Origin of the sequence: Corynebacterium sp. Marseille-P8863, assembly GCF_946902955.1 — a bacterium.
GTDB lineage: Bacteria > Actinomycetota > Actinomycetes > Mycobacteriales > Mycobacteriaceae > Corynebacterium > Corynebacterium gottingense.
Genome location: NZ_CAMPQC010000003.1, coordinates 246,275 through 263,946, shown reverse-complemented (window position 1 = coordinate 263,946; position 17,672 = coordinate 246,275). Strand labels below are relative to the sequence as shown.

Annotated in this window: 18 protein-coding genes and 1 tRNA gene; 14 read left to right on the top strand and 5 right to left on the bottom strand. The window is 67.4% G+C overall.

All coding sequences use genetic code 11. From position 1 onward, the window contains the following. Positions 1-5: 5 nt before the first annotated feature. Positions 6-590: a 5-formyltetrahydrofolate cyclo-ligase gene (locus OVO38_RS03550; RefSeq protein WP_267207773.1), complete on the bottom strand. Its 585-nt coding sequence runs from the start codon at positions 588-590 to the stop codon at positions 6-8. Between the two features lie 77 nt (positions 591-667). Here OVO38_RS03550 and OVO38_RS03545 point away from each other — a divergent pair, with 77 nt between their 5' ends. The 6 genes from OVO38_RS03545 (at position 668) to OVO38_RS03520 (ending at position 5,622) form a co-directional block, all read left to right on the top strand. Beyond that, positions 668-1,624 carry a UTP--glucose-1-phosphate uridylyltransferase gene (locus OVO38_RS03545; RefSeq protein WP_095277022.1) on the top strand — a complete coding sequence of 319 codons (957 nt, stop codon included), beginning with the start codon at positions 668-670 and terminating at the stop codon, positions 1,622-1,624. A gap of 20 nt (positions 1,625-1,644) precedes the next feature. Then, positions 1,645-2,946, top strand: coding sequence for a gephyrin-like molybdotransferase Glp (gene glp / locus OVO38_RS03540; protein WP_267207772.1), 1,302 nt, complete (start codon positions 1,645-1,647; stop codon positions 2,944-2,946). A 12-nt stretch (positions 2,947-2,958) separates the two neighbouring features. Continuing rightward, positions 2,959-3,621 carry a GNAT family N-acetyltransferase gene (locus tag OVO38_RS03535; protein WP_267207771.1) on the top strand — a complete coding sequence of 221 codons (663 nt, stop codon included), beginning with the start codon at positions 2,959-2,961 and terminating at the stop codon, positions 3,619-3,621. Positions 3,622-3,735: 114 nt separating this feature from the next. After that, positions 3,736-4,818, top strand: a complete 1,083-nt coding sequence (gene glpR, locus OVO38_RS03530) for a gephyrin-like molybdotransferase receptor GlpR (RefSeq protein WP_267207770.1) — start codon at positions 3,736-3,738, stop codon at positions 4,816-4,818. Between the two features lie 54 nt (positions 4,819-4,872). Further along, positions 4,873-4,948, top strand: a tRNA-Ala gene (locus tag OVO38_RS03525). A gap of 65 nt (positions 4,949-5,013) precedes the next feature. Further along, complete coding sequence (locus OVO38_RS03520) at positions 5,014-5,622, top strand: cation transporter (RefSeq protein ID WP_267207769.1); 609 nt, start codon at positions 5,014-5,016, stop codon at positions 5,620-5,622. Between the two features lie 12 nt (positions 5,623-5,634). Here the strand turns inward: OVO38_RS03520 and OVO38_RS03515 are convergent, their stop codons facing one another. Then, positions 5,635-6,267 carry a DNA-3-methyladenine glycosylase I gene (locus OVO38_RS03515; RefSeq protein ID WP_095548490.1) on the bottom strand — a complete coding sequence of 211 codons (633 nt, stop codon included), beginning with the start codon at positions 6,265-6,267 and terminating at the stop codon, positions 5,635-5,637. A 52-nt stretch (positions 6,268-6,319) separates the two neighbouring features. Here OVO38_RS03515 and OVO38_RS03510 point away from each other — a divergent pair, with 52 nt between their 5' ends. Continuing rightward, a complete protein-coding gene (locus tag OVO38_RS03510; RefSeq protein ID WP_095535738.1) occupies positions 6,320-6,727 on the top strand; it encodes a DoxX family protein in 408 nt (135 codons plus the stop codon). Next, positions 6,720-7,361 carry a zf-HC2 domain-containing protein gene (locus tag OVO38_RS03505; RefSeq protein WP_267207768.1) on the top strand — a complete coding sequence of 214 codons (642 nt, stop codon included), beginning with the start codon at positions 6,720-6,722 and terminating at the stop codon, positions 7,359-7,361. The genes OVO38_RS03510 and OVO38_RS03505 overlap by 8 nt, the downstream gene beginning before the upstream one ends. A gap of 4 nt (positions 7,362-7,365) precedes the next feature. Here the strand turns inward: OVO38_RS03505 and OVO38_RS03500 are convergent, their stop codons facing one another. Next, the gene (locus OVO38_RS03500; protein ID WP_408910858.1) at positions 7,366-8,994 is read right to left on the bottom strand and encodes a dolichyl-phosphate-mannose--protein mannosyltransferase; all 1,629 of its coding nucleotides are present in this window, start codon (positions 8,992-8,994) and stop codon (positions 7,366-7,368) included. A gap of 34 nt (positions 8,995-9,028) precedes the next feature. Between OVO38_RS03500 and rsmI the strand changes: the two genes are divergently transcribed. The 4 genes from rsmI to OVO38_RS03480 all read left to right on the top strand — a co-directional run bounded on the left by rsmI (position 9,029) and on the right by OVO38_RS03480 (position 14,621). Next, positions 9,029-9,895, top strand: coding sequence for a 16S rRNA (cytidine(1402)-2'-O)-methyltransferase (gene rsmI / locus OVO38_RS03495; protein WP_144717233.1), 867 nt, complete (start codon positions 9,029-9,031; stop codon positions 9,893-9,895). Positions 9,896-10,027: 132 nt separating this feature from the next. Continuing rightward, positions 10,028-11,848: a BCCT family transporter gene (locus OVO38_RS03490; RefSeq protein ID WP_154878826.1), complete on the top strand. Its 1,821-nt coding sequence runs from the start codon at positions 10,028-10,030 to the stop codon at positions 11,846-11,848. A 117-nt stretch (positions 11,849-11,965) separates the two neighbouring features. Further along, positions 11,966-13,819 carry a methionine--tRNA ligase gene (metG, locus tag OVO38_RS03485; RefSeq protein WP_267207766.1) on the top strand — a complete coding sequence of 618 codons (1,854 nt, stop codon included), beginning with the start codon at positions 11,966-11,968 and terminating at the stop codon, positions 13,817-13,819. Between the two features lie 4 nt (positions 13,820-13,823). Continuing rightward, positions 13,824-14,621, top strand: a complete 798-nt coding sequence (locus OVO38_RS03480) for an alpha/beta hydrolase family esterase (protein WP_267207765.1) — start codon at positions 13,824-13,826, stop codon at positions 14,619-14,621. Here OVO38_RS03480 and OVO38_RS03475 read toward each other — a convergent pair. Together OVO38_RS03475 and OVO38_RS03470 are read right to left on the bottom strand one after the other, a co-directional pair. Beyond that, on the bottom strand, positions 14,618-15,076 hold the full coding sequence (locus tag OVO38_RS03475) for a hypothetical protein (protein ID WP_267207764.1): 459 nt from the start codon (positions 15,074-15,076) through the stop codon (positions 14,618-14,620). The two genes, OVO38_RS03480 and OVO38_RS03475, sit on opposite strands and share 4 nt — an antisense overlap. Before the next feature lie 22 nt (positions 15,077-15,098). Beyond that, the gene (locus OVO38_RS03470; protein ID WP_095276976.1) at positions 15,099-15,494 is read right to left on the bottom strand and encodes a DUF3806 domain-containing protein; all 396 of its coding nucleotides are present in this window, start codon (positions 15,492-15,494) and stop codon (positions 15,099-15,101) included. A 12-nt stretch (positions 15,495-15,506) separates the two neighbouring features. Here OVO38_RS03470 and OVO38_RS03465 point away from each other — a divergent pair, with 12 nt between their 5' ends. Next, positions 15,507-16,343, top strand: coding sequence for a TatD family hydrolase (locus OVO38_RS03465; protein ID WP_267207763.1), 837 nt, complete (start codon positions 15,507-15,509; stop codon positions 16,341-16,343). Between the two features lie 164 nt (positions 16,344-16,507). Next, entirely contained in the window at positions 16,508-17,650 is a 1,143-nt protein-coding gene (locus OVO38_RS03460) for a resuscitation-promoting factor (protein WP_267207762.1), read from the top strand. The last annotated feature ends 22 nt before the right edge of the window (positions 17,651-17,672 follow it).

Genomic DNA, 17,672 nt, shown 5'->3' with positions numbered 1-17,672 from the left:
TCCCTCTATACCGAAATTTCCCGCCACCCGCGCGGCGTGATGATCGCGTGCACGGGGACGTCGTGCGCGTCGTGGGGGACCGTGTCGATGACTTCCTCGTCGTAGAGCACCGCCGCCGTGGGCACGTCCAGCCCAGCGAGCGCCCGGTCGTAATAGCCGGCGCCCTTGCCCAGTCGCATCCCCCGGGCATCGACGGCTAGCGCGGGAACCAGGAGCAGCGCGCAGGAGGAGAGGACGCGGGAGGTGAACCGGGCACCGGTCGGTTCCGCGACGCCGAGCGCGCCGGGCTGCGTCGCCCCGTCCGCCAGCGACCACGCCAGCACGCCGTCCGGCAGCGAGATTGGGATGAAGACGCTCCGCGCATGGCGGCGCAGCTGCGCAGCGAAGTCTGCCGGGCCTGGCTCGGTGGGGAGCGGATTGTAAGCGGAGATGTTGGCGCCACGTGCGCCGAACGCGTCGATGCAGGCAACCGCGTTGGTCAGGATCGCCGCGTCGAGCGATGCCTTGCGAGCGGCGTCGCGGCGGAGCCGGCGTCGGAATTCGGTGTGGCGGGCGCGCAGGGTTCGCTTGTCCTCGGTTGGCGTTGGCATGGTGGCCCCCTTCGGGTTGGGCGGAGAACGTGGGTCGGAGCAAAATAGCAGCAACTGGCCATGTAGGCTCGACATTTATGCGGAATTCTAACGAAGTATCATCCGTGCCTTCCCATGGTGCGGTGAAGACGGTTGTCGTGCCGGCGGCGGGTATGGGTACTCGTTTTCTGCCGGCGACGAAGACGGTGCCGAAGGAGCTTTTGCCGGTGGTGGATACCCCCGGTATTGAGCTGATCGCGGAGGAAGCGGCCCAGCTGGGGGCGCAGCGCTTGGCGGTGGTGGTGGCTCCTCAGAAGGAGGAGATCATGGCTCACTTCGGCGAGTTTTCCACGCTGCGCGAAACGCTTGCTGCGCGCGGTAAGGACGAGCAGGTGGCGAAGGTTGCGCGCGCTGGTGAGCTGATTGATGCGATTTCGGTGACGCAGGATAAGCCGCTGGGGTTGGGGCACGCCGTGGGGTGTGCGGAGGTCGCGCTGGATGATGACGAGGACGTTGTCGCTGTCATGCTGCCGGATGATTTGGTGTTGCCGGCGGGTGTGATGGAGAAGATGGTCAAGGTGCGCGAGGAGCTTGGTGGCTCGGTGTTGTGCGCGTTTAACGTCAGCCGTGAGGAGGTGTTCAACTACGGCGTGTTTGACGTTGAGGAGGTGGACACCGAGGTTGATGGTGTTGAGGTCAAGCGTGTGCGTGGCATGGTGGAAAAGCCTGCGGTGGAGGATGCGCCGTCGACGTTGGTTGCTACGGGTCGCTACCTGCTGGATCGGGCAATTTTTGACGCGTTGCGTCGGATCGAGCCGGGCAAGGGTGGTGAGTTGCAGCTGACTGATGCGATCGAGCTGATGATCACGGAGGGCCACCCGGTGCACGTGGTGGTGCATGACGGGAAGCGCCACGATTTGGGCAATCCGGGTGGTTACATCCCGGCGAATGTGGACTTTGGGCTGCACAACGAGAAGTATGGTCCGGCCCTGTACACGGCGCTGAAGCAGATTATCAGCGACTTCGAAGCGGAGAATCCCGATATTGTCCGCTAGTTCCCACTAGGATTGGTCCAATGCGCAGCGTTGAAGACCAGCAAGCAATGGTGGTAGACGCGGCGGTGACGCCTGAGCCGATCCGCGTCGGAATCCTTGATGCTCTCGGCCTCATGTGCGCCGAGGAAATCGCCGCAACCGCCCCGTTGCCCAGCTTTTCACAGGCAGTGGTTGACGGCTACGCCGTGCGCTCCGTGGACGTGGGCGGCACCGCGGGCCTGCGCCTCGCCGCGGAGCCCCCGGAGGAGCAGGACGGCGGGGAGACTACGGAACGCCGCACACCGCACCGCGACCGCACGCTGCCCGTGGTGGGGGAGGTCGCGGCGGGCTCGCAGAAGCCGCTTCGCCTCCAGCCGCGCCAGGCCGTGCGCGTTGCCACCGGCGCGCCGCTGCCAACGCTCGCGGACGCCGTCCTCCCGCTGGAATGGAGTGACCGGGGGCGCAAGCGCGTCACCCCGTCGCGCGCAGTGCGCACCGGCGACTTTGTCCGCAAACCCGGCTCGGACATCCAGCCGGGGGACATCGCCGTGCGCCAGGGCTCGGTGCTCGGGCCGGCGCAGATCGGGCTCGTGGCCGCCGCGGGGCGCGAGAAGGTGCTGGTCTACCCGCGCCCGCGCGTGACCGTGATGAGCTACGGCCTCGAGCTGGTGGACGTAGACCGCGACCCGGGCCTTGGGCAGGTGTACGACGTCGCGTCGTACGCCGTTGCAGCCGCCGCCGAGGAGGCCGGCGCGGACGTGGTGCGCGCGGGCATCGTCAACGCGGAGCCGCGCCGCCTGCGCGAGACCATCGCCGGGCACATCGCGCGGTCCGAAGTAGTCATCGTGATCGGCGCCGTTGGCGGTTCGGGCGCGGACGTCATCCAGGACGTGCTGCGCGAGATGGGGGAGCTCGACACGCAGCGCGTGGCCATGCACCCCGGGTCTGTGCAAGGCTTCGGTCTGCTCGGCGAGGAGCGTACGCCCGTCTTCCTGCTGCCGTCCAACCCGGTCAGCGCGTTGGTGATTGCGGAGACGCTGGTGCGCCCGGCGATCCGGCAGTCGCTTGGGAAGGCGAACGTTGCGCGCCGCACGGTACAGGCCCGCTCGGTGCGCCACATTGATTCCATCAAGGGCCGCCGCGGCTATATTCGCGCTCGCCTCATGCGCGATATGGAGACGGGGGAGTACCTGGTGGAGTCGCTGGGCACACTCGACGGTAGCGCGGCGCACCTGCTTGCCGGGTTCGCCGAGGCCAACGCCATGATTCGCATCCCCGAGGACGTGCTCCAGGTGCGCCCGGGCGAGTTCGTGGATGTTGAATTCCTGCAGCAGCGCAGCTAGGAACCTGCCCCGGTGGACCTGTTTGCACTCTTCCGCGAGCCCACGCCGGGCTGGCCGGAAACGACGCCCGCGCTGCGGCTGGCGGACGGAACACACGTCCACCTGCGCCCGCTCAAATCCGGCGACGGTCGCGCATGGAGCGAAACCCGCGTGCTGGACGAGCACTGGCTCAAGCCGGTCGAGCCGACCGTACAAGGGACGTGGGCTGACGCGCACTCGCCGCAAGCCTGGCGTGCCAACTGGCTCAACCTGAAAAAGCTGGCGGCTGACGGGGTCGTCGTGCCGCTGGTCATCGTCGCGGACGGCGAGTTCGCCGGGCAGGTGACGCTGGGCAATATCCAGCACGGTGCGGTGAGCGAGTGCTGGATCGGCTACTGGGTCCACTCGCCGTTCATGGGGCGCGGCATCGCGACAGCGGCGTGCGCGCTCGGCACGGACCACGCCTTTGCGAGGGTGGGCATGCACCGGGTGACGGCGACGGTCCTGCCGGACAACCCGGCGTCGAAAAGCGTGCTCCTGGCAAATGGCTACCGCGAGGAGGGCTACCTCCGCAAGAACCTGCACATCGACGGGCAGTGGCGCGACCACCACTTCGTGGCGCTGAACGCGGACGATTTCCCGCACACCGCCGTGGAGCGGCTGCGCGCGGCGGGGCGCGTTCGGCCGGTTCAGTAATTTTTCAGGCACAGGGTCCGGCGCGCCTGGCGGTGGGGCCGAGTGCGCACGGATAGCGTTGGGGCCAGTTCTGTGTACACACCCAATTGGTTGCGTTGAAAGGTGGCATTGCCCATGGGCAGCCCGAGCCTCATTCTGGTCCTCATTCTCGTCGTGTGGGTCATCGTGCTTGCGCCGATGATGCTGGGGAACACGAAGAAGATTCGCCGCTCTGGCGAGGGGTACGAGGAAACGCGCGTCCTGCACGAGGGCGGCACCGAGCCCGTCGTTGCCCGCCGCCGCCCCAAGCTCACGTCCGCCGATGTGCACCACCACACCGCCGCCGAAGATGACGTCGAGATCGTCGAGGCCGAGGAGGAGCAGGTGCTTATCGACGACACACCCACCCTCCGCAACTTCTTCCGCAAAGAGGTCGCGAGCCAGGAAGACCGCCCCGTGGTCATCGACGCCGAGCCGGAGGACGAGGAGGCGGGTTCCACCGTCGTCGACCTTGACGAGGAGAGTGACGAAAAGGGTGACGAGGCGATTGACGGGGAGCCTCAGGGCGGCTCCACCGTCGTGGACACTGACGCGGAAGCCGACCGCTACGAGATGAGCGAGTCCTACGGCGCGCCCTCAGATTTCGGCTACGCCCCCGAGGGCTCTGGGGACGGTGAGGGCTCTGAGGACGCCGGCGACTCCGCCACCGCCGAGGCCGCACCTGAAACGGAACCCGAGCCCGATTTTGAACCGGATGACAGCGACCTGGAGTTTGCCAAGACCCGGCGTGGGCGCGGCGGATACGACCCGGAGCGCGAGCGCACCGCAAAGGCGGACCGGTTCCAGCGCCGCCAGCGCACCCTGCTGGTGCTCATCGCCTCTTTTGTGGTCACTTTTGTCGTCGCGTTCGTCGTGGGCGGGTGGACCTGGGTCTTGCCCGCCATCACCGCCGGCCTGACTGCCTGGTTCCTCATCGTTCTGCGTGGCGTGGTGAAGAAGGAGCGCGCGCTGCACGAGCGCCGCGTGCGCCAGTTGCGCCGCGCCCGCCTCGGCGTTGACGTGGACCGCCCGCAGCCCACCCCCCGCGAGCGCCGCCGCGTCGGCTCCGTGATCCTGGACCTGGACGAGGAACACCCGGACTTCGACGCGCTGCCTGGCTACGTGCGCCCGCAGCCGCGGGATGACGGATACGGCGAGTACACGCCCCGCGCAAGCTAGTGACCTGCGGATTTCATGCTCTGGTTTGAAAGGAGTAACCTTTCAAACCAGCGAGGGGCTATAGCTCAGTTGGTAGAGCGTCGCGTTCGCAATGCGAAGGTCAGGGGTTCGATTCCCCTTAGCTCCACCAGGGAAACTACCCCCGCTGCCAGCACAAACGGTGCCGGCAACGGGGGTTTCGTGTAGGAGGGACTCGTGACCACACAAACCATCCGCCGCGCCGTCCTCATCGTCGCGCTGCTGAACCTGGCCTACTTTTTCGTCGAGTTCGTCGCGTCGCTCGCGATCGGCTCGGCCTCGCTCGCTGCGGACTCCGCGGACTTCCTGGAAGACACCGCGATCAACCTGCTCGTCTTCTTCGCGGTCGCGTGGCCGGCACAGCGCCGTCGCGCGGCCGGCAGCGTGCTCGCCGCGCTGATCCTCATTCCGGCGATTGCCGCCATTGTCATGGTGGTGACCAAGCTCATCAACCCGGTTGCGCCCTCGCCCGAGGGGCTGACCGGCGTCGCGGTCGGCGCGCTCGTCGTGAACGTGATCTGCGCCGTCATTCTGCTGCGGTTGCGGGACCAGGGGTCCTCGCTGGCCAAGGGCGCGTGGCTCGCGGCGCGAAACGACGCCCTGGCCAACCTCCTCATCATCGTGGCAGGCCTCCTCACGTTCGTGTGGTCCACCGCCTGGTTCGACATCGTCGTCGGCGCGATCATCGCGGTCATCAACCTGTCCGCAGCCAAGGAGGTGTGGAAGGAATCCCGCGAGGAGCACGCCTCCGTGGAGGAGGCCTTCGCGGATATGGAGGACTGCTAGCTCACCCCCTCGTCAGCCCTCGCCGAGCTCCTCGGCGCTCCACACACCGGAGGCGCCGCGCCGCCACGTCCCCACGAGGTTGGTGTCCACGATGCCCACGGACTCCATGAGCGCGTACATGGTGACGGGGCCGACGAAGGTGAAGCCTCGCTTTTTCAAATCCCGCGCGAGCGCCTTCGATTCGGGCGAAGAGGTGGGCACTTCTTCAGCAGTACGGGGACGCGGCGTGGTTGCCGGTTTGTAGGACCAGATGAACTCGCCGAGGTGCGTGCCCTCCTCGCGCAGCGCGAGGGTCGCCCTCGCGTTAGTGACCGCGGCCTTGAGCTTGTTCGGGTTGCGGATCAGCCCGGGGTTGTCCATCAGGTGGTCGACGGAGTCCATGGCGGCGACTTCGTCCGGGTCGAAGCCATGGAACGCCTCGCGGAACGCGTCGCGCTTGGACAGGATCAGGCGCCAGGACAGGCCGACTTGGAACCCTTCGAGGCAGACGCGCTCGAAGAGCGACGCTTCGTCGGTAAGCGGCATGCCCCACTCGGTGTCGTAGTACTCGCGCAGGAGGGGATCGGTGGCGGCCCACGGCGGGCGGACCAGACCGTCGTCGCAGGTGATGGGCAGGGACTTGGGTGTTTCGTTGAAATTGCTCATATATATTTGACTCGATTTATGGCCGTTCGGTTCCATCGGTAGGGTAAATGACATGAACAGGCCTGCCGTTCGAGACTTCGCCCTCCTACTCTTACGCCTGGTCGTTGGGGCCGTGTTTGTTGCCCGCGGCTACCAGCACTGGTTCGCTGTCGGCATGAATAAAACTGCCGAACAGCTTGCGTACGCGGGGGTACCGCAGCCGCAGCTGAGCGCGTATGTGACGGGCGCCGTCGAGCTGATCGGCGGGACCTTCCTGGTGATCGGTCTGCTCACCACGATCGCGGCGTCGTTGCTGCTCATCCTCTCACTCGCCGCCGCCTACTTCGTGCACCTGGGCAACGGCTTCTTCGTGGAGCAGGGAGGCGTGGAGTACACGCTGGTGCTCGCCGCCGCGCTCTTCGCTCTCGTGGTCTTTGGCACGGGCCGCGCGAGCCTGGACGGGGTGCTCACCCGTGGTTAGCCACGAGGAGGTCCAGGCCGCGCTCTCCGCGCGTATCGACGGCGAGTCGCCCGGGCTTGACGACGCCATCGTGGACGCCCACCTGGCGCAGTGCGAGGAGTGCATCGCCTACTGGGAGCGCGCGCTTTCCCTCTCCCGGCGCATGAGCTTCGCCGAAGTGGACGGCGGGATGGCGCCGCCCCACGACCTCTCCGAGGTCATCATGGCGGGCGTGGACGATACGTGGCGCAAGCTCGAGCAGCGCCGCCTTATCACCCTGGCGATTGGTCGCGTGGCGCTGATCGCCGCTGCGGTGGTGTGGGCGGTGTGGGCGGTGCTGCTGCTGGTTCACGGCGGCGGTACGGACTCGCTGGAGACGTCTACGGCGGCCGTCCGGTTCGGCGTCGCGCTGGCGCTCGGCGTCACCGCCTGGCGTCCGCGCCAGATCCCGGGCGTCCTGCTCATCGTGGGCACGATGTTCACCTTTACCGCGGGCTTCGCGGTGCGCGACTGGGTGCTCTCCACCGGCGAGTTCGTGCCCAGCATTGTGCTCATCCCGCTGGTTACCCTCTTCGGGCTCGTCTGGACGTGGGTGGCGGACCGCGGGATTGAAATCCGCCGCGCCTGGCATCTGCTGGACGCGAACCCCAGCTAGCGCGCTATTTCCAGCTGGGCAGCCACATGAGCGAGTGGTAGTAGTCCTCCGGCACCATGAAGCCGTAGAGGATGGGGGACCAGTACACGAAGCTGGCTACGACCAGCGCCAGGTACACGATCACGGCGAGCTGCCCGGTGCGCAGGTCCGAGCCGGCGAACCGCCGCACGAGCCGGTTGCCGCTGGGCGCGCCCTTCTGCGCCAGGTTGCCCAGCGCGAGCGCGAGCAGGACCGCGGTGAACGGGACGAGCGGGGCGGCGTAGAAGAAGTACATCTGGCGGTCGAAGGCGGCCAGCCACGGGAGGAAGCCGGCCATGAACGCCACCATCGGGACGATGACGCGGAAGTCGCGGCGGGTGATCCACACCCATGCGCCCCACAGCAGGATCGGGATGGTCAGCCACCAGATCACCGGGGTGCCGAAGAGGAAGATCATTTCCCGGCAGGTGCCGCCGTCGCCGCAGGCCAGGTCGGTGTTGGAGTAGTAGAGGATGGGGCGCGAGGCCACGAGCCAGGACCAGGGCTTGGAGTCCCACGGGTGGGAGTGCCCGGAGGACGATGTCAGCGAGCTGTGGAACTCGAGGACGGAAAAGTGGTAGTACAGCCAGTCCGCGGCGGGGGAGGGGAGGTTGGTCAGCCAGGGCCAGTCGGAGTCGGCCACGGTGCCGTCAGCAACCGCGTGGCGGTATACGGACGTCTCGGAGGCGAACCAGGCGCGCCAGGACCAGATGTAGAGCAGCGCGGGGACGAGGACGATGGAGGCGAGGGCGGAGGGGACGTCGCGAAGCAGCGCGCCCGCCAGCGGCTTTTTCACCCCGTAGCGCTTGCGCAGCCAGAGGTCCCAGAACGCGGAGAGCAGGCCGTAGAACGCGATGTAGTACATGCCCGACCACTTCACAGCCATGGCCAGGCCGAGCAGGACACCGGTGGCGAAGCGCCACCAGCGGAAGCCCAGGCGGGGGCCGAGCGCGTCCGTGTCGTCCAGCTTCCCGGTCAGGTAGGCGTCGTGCCAGCGGCGGTGCACCTGCTGCATGTCGCCGGCGAGCGTCCACGCCGCCGCGACGACGAAGAAGACCACGAACACGTCGAGCATGCCGAATTTGGCGGTGACCAGCAGCACTCCGTCGAAAAGCGCGATGATGCCCGCGAACAAACCGATACTGGTGGACTGGCTTACGCGGCGCGCGATGAGGAAGACGAAGACGACGATGGCGGTGCCGACCAGCGCTGTCATGAGGCGCCAGCCGAGCGGGGTGTAGCCGAAGAGCTGCTCGCCCCACGCCAGCAGCTGCTTGCCCAGCGGCGGGTGCACGACGAGGCCGTACCCAGGGTTGGACTCGATGCCGCCGAGGACCGGGTTGATGTAGTCGCGCACCATGTCGAACGCTTGCGGGACGTAGTGCTTCTCATCAAACACCGGCGTGCCGCCCGACGTCGGCTGGGTCAACCCGATGAAGCGGGTCAGCAGTGCGAGCACGCCGATCACGGTCGCGGAGACGGTATCGCGCTTGGTCCACGGGACCGTGACGGGCGCGGACGGCTCGGGGCGCTTCGCGCGCCAGCGCTTCGGCGCAGGCGGCAGCGTAGGCGACGCGGGTGGGGCGGAAGCTGGCACTTGGGTACTCACGGACAAGGATCTTACTGGTTCGTGCGTATGCTTGGCGTTTATGGTTGCCTCCACAGATCTGCCCCAGGATTCGCTGCCACAGACCGGCATCGTGCTCGCGGCCACGCCGCTGGGCAACGTCGCGGACGCGAGCGAGCGGCTGCGCACACTGCTCGAGCGCGCGGACGTGATCGCGGCGGAGGATACCCGGCGGACTCGCGCGCTGGCCGCGGCGCTGGGGGTCGAGCCGCGCGGCAAGATCGTCTCCAACTTTGACCACAACGAGGACGCGCGCACCGAGGAACTGCTCCGGGACGCGCGGGCCGGGGTCGTCCTGGTGGTCACCGACGCAGGCATGCCGCTGGTCTCCGATCCTGGGCACTCCATCGTCGCCGCCGCGCACGACGCGGGCGTTCCCGTGACCTGCCTGCCAGGGCCGAGCGCGGTGACCACGGCGCTCGCCCTGTCCGGCCTGAGCGTGGGGCATTTTCTTTTCGACGGCTTCGCGCCCCGCAAGCCCGGCGCCCAGGAGACCTGGCTGCGCTCGCTGGTGGGGCAGGAGCGCGCCGTGTGCTTCTTCGAGTCCCCACACCGCATCGCCGCGACCCTGTCGCGCGCGGCCGAGATCTTGGGCGCCGACCGCCGCGCCGCGGTGTGCCGCGAGCTGACCAAGACATACGAGGAGGTCAAGCGCGGCACGCTGGAGGAGCTCGCCGCGTGGGCCGAGGAAGGCGTGCGCGGGGAGATCACCGTCGTCATTGAGGGCGGCACCAGGGCGGAGGAGAACCCCGAGGACCTGGTGGAACTCGTCCTCGAGCGGGTCGATGCGGGTGAGCGGATGAAGGACGCGTGCAAGGCGGTGGCCAAGGCGCACGGCGTGAAGACGGGCGACCTCTATAATGCGGCCCTTGCCGCGCGCGCGGACTAGGCGCGGCCGTACGCAGCGACAACGCCCCTTTACCAGATCCGGGAAAAGATTGCGCTCGGTTCGTGCTGAGACTATTTATCAGATACCCTGCAAAGGTCATACGAGTTTTTCGATACTTTTGAGGAGTGATTAATGTCTCAGCGTGAGACTGGCCTGGATCCGCACGATCCGGGCGCAGAGCCGCGGACTGCAGATCCGCAAATTGAGAACAACTCCACCGACCCCGCGCCGTCCGCGGCTGGCGAGCTCGTCTCGCTGCTGCAGGCCGATCGTGCCGGCGAGCGTGGCAACTATCAGGACCCGGAAGAGCAGATTGAGCGCCAGGCCGACGCGGAGGACGCGCCGGTCGACTGGGGCATCATTGTGCCAATTGCGGTCATCGTGGTCGCCATGGTCGCGTGGGGCTTGCTTGCGCCGGAGAATTTCTCCAACTTCGCAGACGCGGCCTTCGGCTGGGTCATCAACAATCTGGGCTGGGCCTTTGTGCTCGGCGGCACTGCCTTCGTGGTCTTCGTGCTGGTCATCGCCTGCTCGAACTTCGGCACCATCCGCCTGGGCTCCGCCGACGAGCGGCCCGAGTTTAAGACGACATCCTGGATCGCCATGATGTTCGCCGCGGGCATGGGCATCGGCCTGATGTTCTACGGCGCCTCCGAGCCGCTGGCCATGTACCGCGACGGCGTGCCGGGCCACGAGCCGCACGAGGTGGGCACCGCGATGTCGCAGACCATGTTCCACTGGACCCTGCACCCGTGGGCGGTCTACGCCATCATGGGTCTCGCAATTGCGTACTCCACCTTCCGTCTCGGCCGCAAGCAGCTGCTGTCCAGCGCGTTCATCCCGCTGATCGGCCAGAAGGCCGCGGACGGCCCGCTGGGCAAGCTCATTGACGGCTTTGCCATCTTTGCCACCATCTTCGGTACCGCCTGCTCCCTGGGCCTGGGCGCGATGCAGATCAGCTCCGGCCTCGAGGCATCCGGCTTTGTCCACGACCCGTCGAACGGCCTCATCATCGGCATTGTCGCCGTGCTGACGCTCGCGTTCCTGCTCTCCGCCATGTCCGGCGTGTCCAAGGGCATCCAGTGGCTGTCTAACGCCAACATGGTGATCGCCGCGCTGCTGGCAATCTTCGTGTTCGTCTTCGGCCCGACCGTCGTACAGCTCAACCTGCTGCCGACGTCTGTCGGCACCTACCTGCAGAACTTCTTCGAGATGGCAGGCCGCACCGCCGAGAGTGCTGACGGCGAGGCTGGCGACTTCCTGTCCAGCTGGACCATCTTCTACTGGGCATGGTGGATCTCCTGGTCCCCGTTCGTGGGCACCTTCCTGGCTCGCATCTCCCGCGGCCGCACCATCCGCGAGTTCTGCCTGGGCGTCCTGCTCGTCCCGTCCGGCCTGTCCACCGTGTGGTTCGCCATCTTCGGCGGCACCGCCATCCACATGGAGCAGACCGGCGAGTCCATCTACGCAGACGGCTCCTCAGAGCAGCAGCTGTTCAACCTGCTGCACTCCCTGCCGGGTGGCGTGGTGATGGGCGTGTTCGCGCTGCTGCTGCTCGCCACCTTCTTCATCACCTCGGCGGACTCCGCCTCCACCGTCATGGCATCCATGACCCAGAACGGCAAGTCCGACGCGAAGCCGTGGATCGCCGCGATGTGGGGTCTGGCCACCGCAGCCGTCGGCCTCACCCTGCTGATCTCCGGTGGCTCGGACGCGCTGAACTCGCTGCAGTCCGTGACCATCGTCGCGGCAACCCCGTTCCTGCTTATCCTCATCGCGCTGATGTTCGCGATTGTGAAGGATCTGTCCAACGACACGATCTACCTGGATAAGAAGGAGCAGGAGCGCTTCTCCCGCCAGCTGGCCATCGAGCGCCGCATGCACCGCGATCAGCGCGAGCTGAACGCGCGCAAGGCACAGGTCAAGCGCGCCTTCACTGGCAAGCGCAAGTAGCGCTCGCTCGCTTCTCGACGCCACCGCGCCACCATCCCCAGCACCCCACCATCCGGGTGCTGGGGATTTTTCATGCCCCGATTCGACCGGCCGGGCGGGTTGATTATGCTAAACACCATGACTTTACCTGAGACCCCTACGGCTCCTGAGAACGTTCTTGTGTGCGTGGCCTGGCCCTACGCCAACGGCCCGCGCCACATCGGCCACGTCGCCGGCTTCGGCGTGCCCTCCGACGTGTTTGCCCGCTACCAGCGAATGCGCGGCAAGAACGTGCTCATGGTCTCCGGTACTGATGAGCACGGCACCCCGCTCCTGGTCCAGGCGGACAAAGAGGGCGTGACTGTGAAGGAGCTGGCGGACCGCTACAACGAGCAAATCGTCCACGACCTTGCTGGTCTGGGCCTGTCCTACGACCTGTTCACCCGCACCACCACGCGCAACCACTACGCGGTGGTCCAGGAGCTGTTCAAGGGCCTCTACGCCAACGGCTACATGGTCAAGGAGACCACCAAGGGCGCGATCTCCCCGTCGACAGGCCGCACCTTGCCGGACCGCTACATCGAGGGCACCTGCCCAATCTGCGGTGCCGACGACGCCCGCGGCGACCAGTGCGACACCTGCGGCAACCAGCTCGACCCGGCCGACCTGATCAACCCGGTCTCCAAGATCAACGGGGAAACTCCGGAGTTTATCGAGACCGAGCACTTCATGCTGGACCTGCCCGCCATGCACGACGCGCTCGCGTCGTGGCTGGAGACCCGGCAGGACTGGCGCCCGAACGTGCTCAAGTTCTCGCTCAACCTGCTCGAGGACATGCGCCCGCGCGCGATGACGCGCGACATCGACTGGGGGATCCCGATCCCGGTGGAGGACTGGCAGGACAACCCGTCGAAGAAGCTCTACGTCTGGTTCGACGCGGTCATCGGCTACCTGTCTGCCTCCATCGAGTGGGCCGCGCGCACCGGCGACCCGGAGGCGTGGAAAACCTTCTGGCAGGACCCGGCCACCGAGGGCTACTACTTCATGGGCAAGGACAACATCACCTTCCACTCCCAGATTTGGCCCGCCGAGCTGCTCGGCTACGCCGGTAAGGGGGCGAAGGGCGGCGAGTCCCACGCGCTCGGCGAGCTCAACCTGCCCACTGAGGTCGTCTCCTCCGAGTTCCTCACCATGTCCGGCTCTAAGTTCTCGTCCTCCAAGGGCGTGGTCATCTACGTCAAGGACTTCCTCAAGGAGTTCGGCCCGGACCCGCTGCGCTACTTCATCGCGGTGGCCGGCCCCGAGAACAATGACACGGACTTCACCTGGGACGAGTTTGTCCGCCGCGTGAACAACGAGCTCGCGAACGGCTGGGGCAACCTGGTCAACCGCACCGTGTCCATGGCGCACAAGAACTTCGGTGCCGTGCCCACTCCGGGACACCTCGCGGACGCGGACCGAGCCATCCTGGACCTGGCCGAGCAGACCTTCGCCACCGCCGGCGAGGACCTGTCCAAGGCGCACTTCAAGGCGGCGATTACGAAGGTCATGCACGTCGTCGGCGAGGCAAACGCCTACATCGCGGACCAGGAGCCGTGGAAGCTGGCAAAGGACGACACGCAGCGTGAGCGCCTGGCCACCGTCCTGTGGACCGCCCTGCAGGTGGTCTCGGACTGCAACGCGATGCTCACCCCGTTCCTGCCGCACACCGCGCAGAAGGTCCACGAGACCCTCGGCCGCTCCGGCGTGTGGGCCGCGGAGCCGCGTATTGAGGAGATCACCGACGACGTTGACTACGACCTCGTCGGCGTCGGGCTGCCAGAGAAGGGGCAGACGTACCTGACCATCACCGGCGATTACACCAGCCAGCAGGCGGTGTGGCAGCGCGTGGACATCGAGGCCGGCACCGAGCTTGCCAAGCCGAAGCCGCTGGTGGCCAAGCTGGATCCGGAGCTGGGGCAGACGGGCCCCGAGTGGGCGCCCGTCCAGTAGCAGGGTGACCGAGCAACGACCGCGGAAGCGCTCGCTGGAATTCGGCGGGCGCACGCGCACCTGGGTCGAGGTCCCCGGCGGGGACACCGGCACGCTGATCCTGTTTTTGCACGGCTCGCGCCAGTCGGGCAACGTCGCACGCAACTTCACGGACCGCACCTTCGAGTCGCTCGGCCACACCGTCATCTACCCGGACGGGGTGGGCCGTCACTTCAACGACCTGCGCCGCGGCTTCCGTGAGTCGGCTCGCACGCTCGGCGTCGACGACGTCGGCTTCCTCACCGCGCTCCTCGCGCGTTACCCCCACGAGCGCGTCATCGGCTGCGGATTCTCCAACGGGGGCCAGATGCTCATCCGCATGCTTATCGACGCCCCCGCCACCCTCCACTCAGCCGCCCTCTTCGGGGCATCCATGCCCACCGAGGAGAACACGCTTCCCCCGCGTGACCCGTCGCGAGCATGGCACCCGACCCCGATCCTGTGCGTGCAGGGGACCGCAGACCCGCTCGTCCCGTACGAGGGAGGCATGGCCGGCATTGGCGGCAACAACCGCGGCGTGACCCGCTCGGCGGTCGATTCCGCCGCGTACTTCGCGGCGCGCAACGGCGCATCGTTTCGGGGCCGGACGCAGCTGAGTGAGCACGTCCACCTCGATACCTGGGACGGGGATGCCCCGGTGCACCTGGCCACCATCGAGGGCTTCGGTCATATGGTGCCGTGCGCAAAGGACCTAGACCCGCGCCTGGGGCCGGGGACGCGCGAGGTGACGGGGGCGGGGCTCGTCGACAAGCTGCTTTGCTAGCGCAGGTGCAGGTAGAGGTCCGTCACGGTATCAGAGACGAACTCCTCGAAGCTGCCCGCGCCGAGCGGCTCGCCGGCGGCCTCGGCCTCGGCGGCGAACTCGCGCCACGCCACAGATAATTCAGTGCGCGGACCGGTGTGGCGGTGGACAAGCGCCGACGTCGCATCGAAGCGCGCCAGCTCGACGCGGTCGTCTCCAGTATCCCCAGCGAACGGCTCGACCAGAGGCAGATCCTGCTCGTCCACCACAAAGCCGACGCCGACGTCGAAGGTGCCGTGAGGCTCGGACAAGATGTAGGCGCGCGCGGCCCCGGGCTCGGCGCCGGTGGAGATGAGGAACTCGCGCAGGTTGGGCAGGGCCTCGCCGGTCAGCGCGGCCATCTCGGTGGGGCTGACGGTGTCGCGCACGAGGATTGCGGTGTGCGCGGGGACGGTGACGCGATCAAAGGAAGCCATGGGCTTGAACCTAGCAAAGTGCTCACAGGAACTGCTGCACGAAGGCGGTGAGCTTGCCGGGCTCCGCGTCCTCGAAGCGGGCGTCCACGATCACCATGGGGGCGGCGTACTTCGGCTCGGCGGTATCGATGTCGCGGGCGACGACGAGGTCGGTGCCGTAGTCGTCGAAAAGCAATTGCCACGCAAAGCCGTGGTCGCGCACGAGCGCGGCCCCAAGCGCTGCGCCGAAGATGCGGGCGGTCTCGCCGCGCGGGTAGCCGCGGCGCACGTCCTCGGGGAGCCGGTGGTAGTACCCGAGCGTGTGCTCGAAGCTCTTCACCACCGCGTCGACGTCGCCGTTGATGCCACGGCCGGCGGCCTCGGCCAGGTCGCGGTCGAGCTGGGTGCGGGTCTGCGGGTCCAAATCTTGGAATGCCATAGGCTCTACTGTATGAGCAAAAAGAAGCCACGCCCCACACCAGTGCCCGCAGAGCGCGTCGCCAAGCTTATCGACGCCCACACCCACCTCGCCTCCGCCGGCGCCCGCACCCGCGACGAGGTCGATGCGATGGTGGCCCGCGCCGTGGACGCGGGCGTCGAGCGGATGTGCACCGTCGGCGATGGGCTGGCCGAGGCGGAGCTGGCACTGACTGCCGCGCACTTCAACGAGCGCGTGTTCGCCGCCTGCGCGATCCACCCGACCCGCGCGCACGAGCTCGACGCGCCCACGAGAGACCGCCTGCGCGAAATGGTCCAGGACGAGCGCTGCGTGGCGGTGGGGGAGACCGGCATCGATACGTACTGGCTCAAGCACGACGCGGACGGCACCGCCCCGCTGGACGTGCAGGAGGAGGCGCTGCGTTTCCACATCGACCTGGCGGTGGAGAGCGGGAAGGCGCTCATGATCCACAACCGCGAGGGCGACGCCGAGCTGATGCGCATCTTGGCGGACGCACCTGCCCCGCGCGAGGTGATGCTGCACTGCTTCTCCTCGCCGGTGGAGGTGGCGCGCGAGGCAATCGAGCGCGGCTACGTGCTGAGCTTCGCGGGCAACGTGACGTTCAAGCGCAACGAGGGCATGCGGGAGGCGGCGGCGCTCGCGCCGGCCGACCAGCTGCTCATTGAGACGGATGCTCCCTACATGACGCCGGAGCCGTTCCGGGGCGCGCGCAACGAGCCGTCGCTCATCGGGCACACGGCAAAGGTGGTCGCCGAGGCGCGCGGGCTGGCGGTCGAGGCGCTCGCCGAAGAGGTCTCGGCAACGTTTGATCGTGTGTTCAACGTGTGACAAAAGTGGTGCCTGAGGAGGGAGAAGCGCCGAGTGGCGGCACGTTTGCCATTGGGCTGTGGAGTGCGACACGCGCGGAGGTCACAATCTTGTAAACCTCGCGCCGTTACCGTATTGTTACCGCAGTAGTACACGGTCGTATCACAGAAGGAACCATCCCCGCTATGTCCCGCACCACCTCCCGTACCCCCGCAGCACGGCGCGTTGTGGCCAGCACTGTGGCTGGCGCCGCGATCGTCGGCAGCGCCACCGCTGCCGTCGCCGCGCAGAAGGACATTACCGTCGACGTGAACGGTGAGACCACCAACGTCTCCACCTTCTCCGGCGACGTGAACAAGGCCCTCGAGGCCGCCGGCGTGCAGGTGAGCGAGAAGGACGTGGTCTACCCGGCACCTGGCGCGAAGCTGGCCAGCGGCGACACCGTCACGGTGCGCACCGCAAAGCCGGTCGCCGTGGTGATTGACGGCGTGGCGCAGGAGCTGACCTCCACCGCCGCCACCGTGGGTGACCTCATGGACGAGGCGGGCCTGGCGGCCAACGCTGCGACCGATGTGGACCGCGACCAGCCGGTGACCGAGGGGCTGAACGTCGATGTGACCACCCCGAAGATCGTGGCCATCAATGACGGCGGCAACGTCACCTACACCTCCGCCGCCGCGAAGACCGTCGGCGACCTGCTCGCCGAGCGTGGCGTGACCTTCGACTCGAACGACCGCCTCAACGTCGCCCTGGACGCGCCGGTGACCCCGAACATGCAGATCACGCTGGACCGCGTCGAGCTGCTCAAGGACCGCGAGATCATGGACGTGAAGGCACCGGCCGAGTACGTCGACGACCCGGAGCTCGAGGAGGGCACCGAGGAGGTCCGCAAGGAAGAGGTGCTGGGCGAGAAGCAGGTCGTGCGCCACACCGTCGTGGTCAACGGCGTGCCGGAGGAGACCTTCATCGCGTCCGCGCACGAGACCAAGGAAGCGCGCCCGGCCGTGATCCACCGCGGCACCAAGAAGGCCGCCAAGTCCGAGCAGGGCAACACCGGCGCCGCCGCCCCGTCCGTCGCGGGCGGCTCCGTGTGGGACACCATCGCGCAGTGCGAGTCCGGCGGAAACTGGGCCATCGACACCGGCAACGGTTTCCAAGGCGGCCTGCAGTTCACCCCGAGCACCTGGGCTGGCTTCGGCGGCACCGCCTACGCCCCGAGCGCCAACCAGGCGACCCGCGAGCAGCAGATCGCCGTGGCCGAGAAGGTTCAGGCGGCGCAGGGCTGGGGCGCATGGCCCGCCTGCACCGCCAAGCTGGGCATTGGCTAGTCGCTCCGCGCCCCACCCGGCT

Bases quoted from the DNA above. Each gene is read 5' to 3' on its own strand.
- OVO38_RS03550 (WP_267207773.1), bottom strand. From the start codon at position 590: ATGCCAACGCCAACCGAGGACAAGCGAACCCTGCGCGCCCGCCACACC.
- OVO38_RS03545 (WP_095277022.1), top strand. From the start codon at position 668: ATGCGGAATTCTAACGAAGTATCATCCGTGCCTTCCCATGGTGCGGTG.
- glp (WP_267207772.1), top strand. From the start codon at position 1,645: ATGCGCAGCGTTGAAGACCAGCAAGCAATGGTGGTAGACGCGGCGGTG.
- glpR (WP_267207770.1), top strand. From the start codon at position 3,736: ATGGGCAGCCCGAGCCTCATTCTGGTCCTCATTCTCGTCGTGTGGGTC.
- OVO38_RS03515 (WP_095548490.1), bottom strand. From the start codon at position 6,267: ATGAGCAATTTCAACGAAACACCCAAGTCCCTGCCCATCACCTGCGAC.
- OVO38_RS03510 (WP_095535738.1), top strand. From the start codon at position 6,320: ATGAACAGGCCTGCCGTTCGAGACTTCGCCCTCCTACTCTTACGCCTG.
- rsmI (WP_144717233.1), top strand. From the start codon at position 9,029: ATGGTTGCCTCCACAGATCTGCCCCAGGATTCGCTGCCACAGACCGGC.
- OVO38_RS03490 (WP_154878826.1), top strand. From the start codon at position 10,028: ATGTCTCAGCGTGAGACTGGCCTGGATCCGCACGATCCGGGCGCAGAG.
- metG (WP_267207766.1), top strand. From the start codon at position 11,966: ATGACTTTACCTGAGACCCCTACGGCTCCTGAGAACGTTCTTGTGTGC.
- OVO38_RS03475 (WP_267207764.1), bottom strand. From the start codon at position 15,076: ATGGCTTCCTTTGATCGCGTCACCGTCCCCGCGCACACCGCAATCCTC.
- OVO38_RS03470 (WP_095276976.1), bottom strand. From the start codon at position 15,494: ATGGCATTCCAAGATTTGGACCCGCAGACCCGCACCCAGCTCGACCGC.
- OVO38_RS03465 (WP_267207763.1), top strand. From the start codon at position 15,507: ATGAGCAAAAAGAAGCCACGCCCCACACCAGTGCCCGCAGAGCGCGTC.
- OVO38_RS03460 (WP_267207762.1), top strand. From the start codon at position 16,508: ATGTCCCGCACCACCTCCCGTACCCCCGCAGCACGGCGCGTTGTGGCC.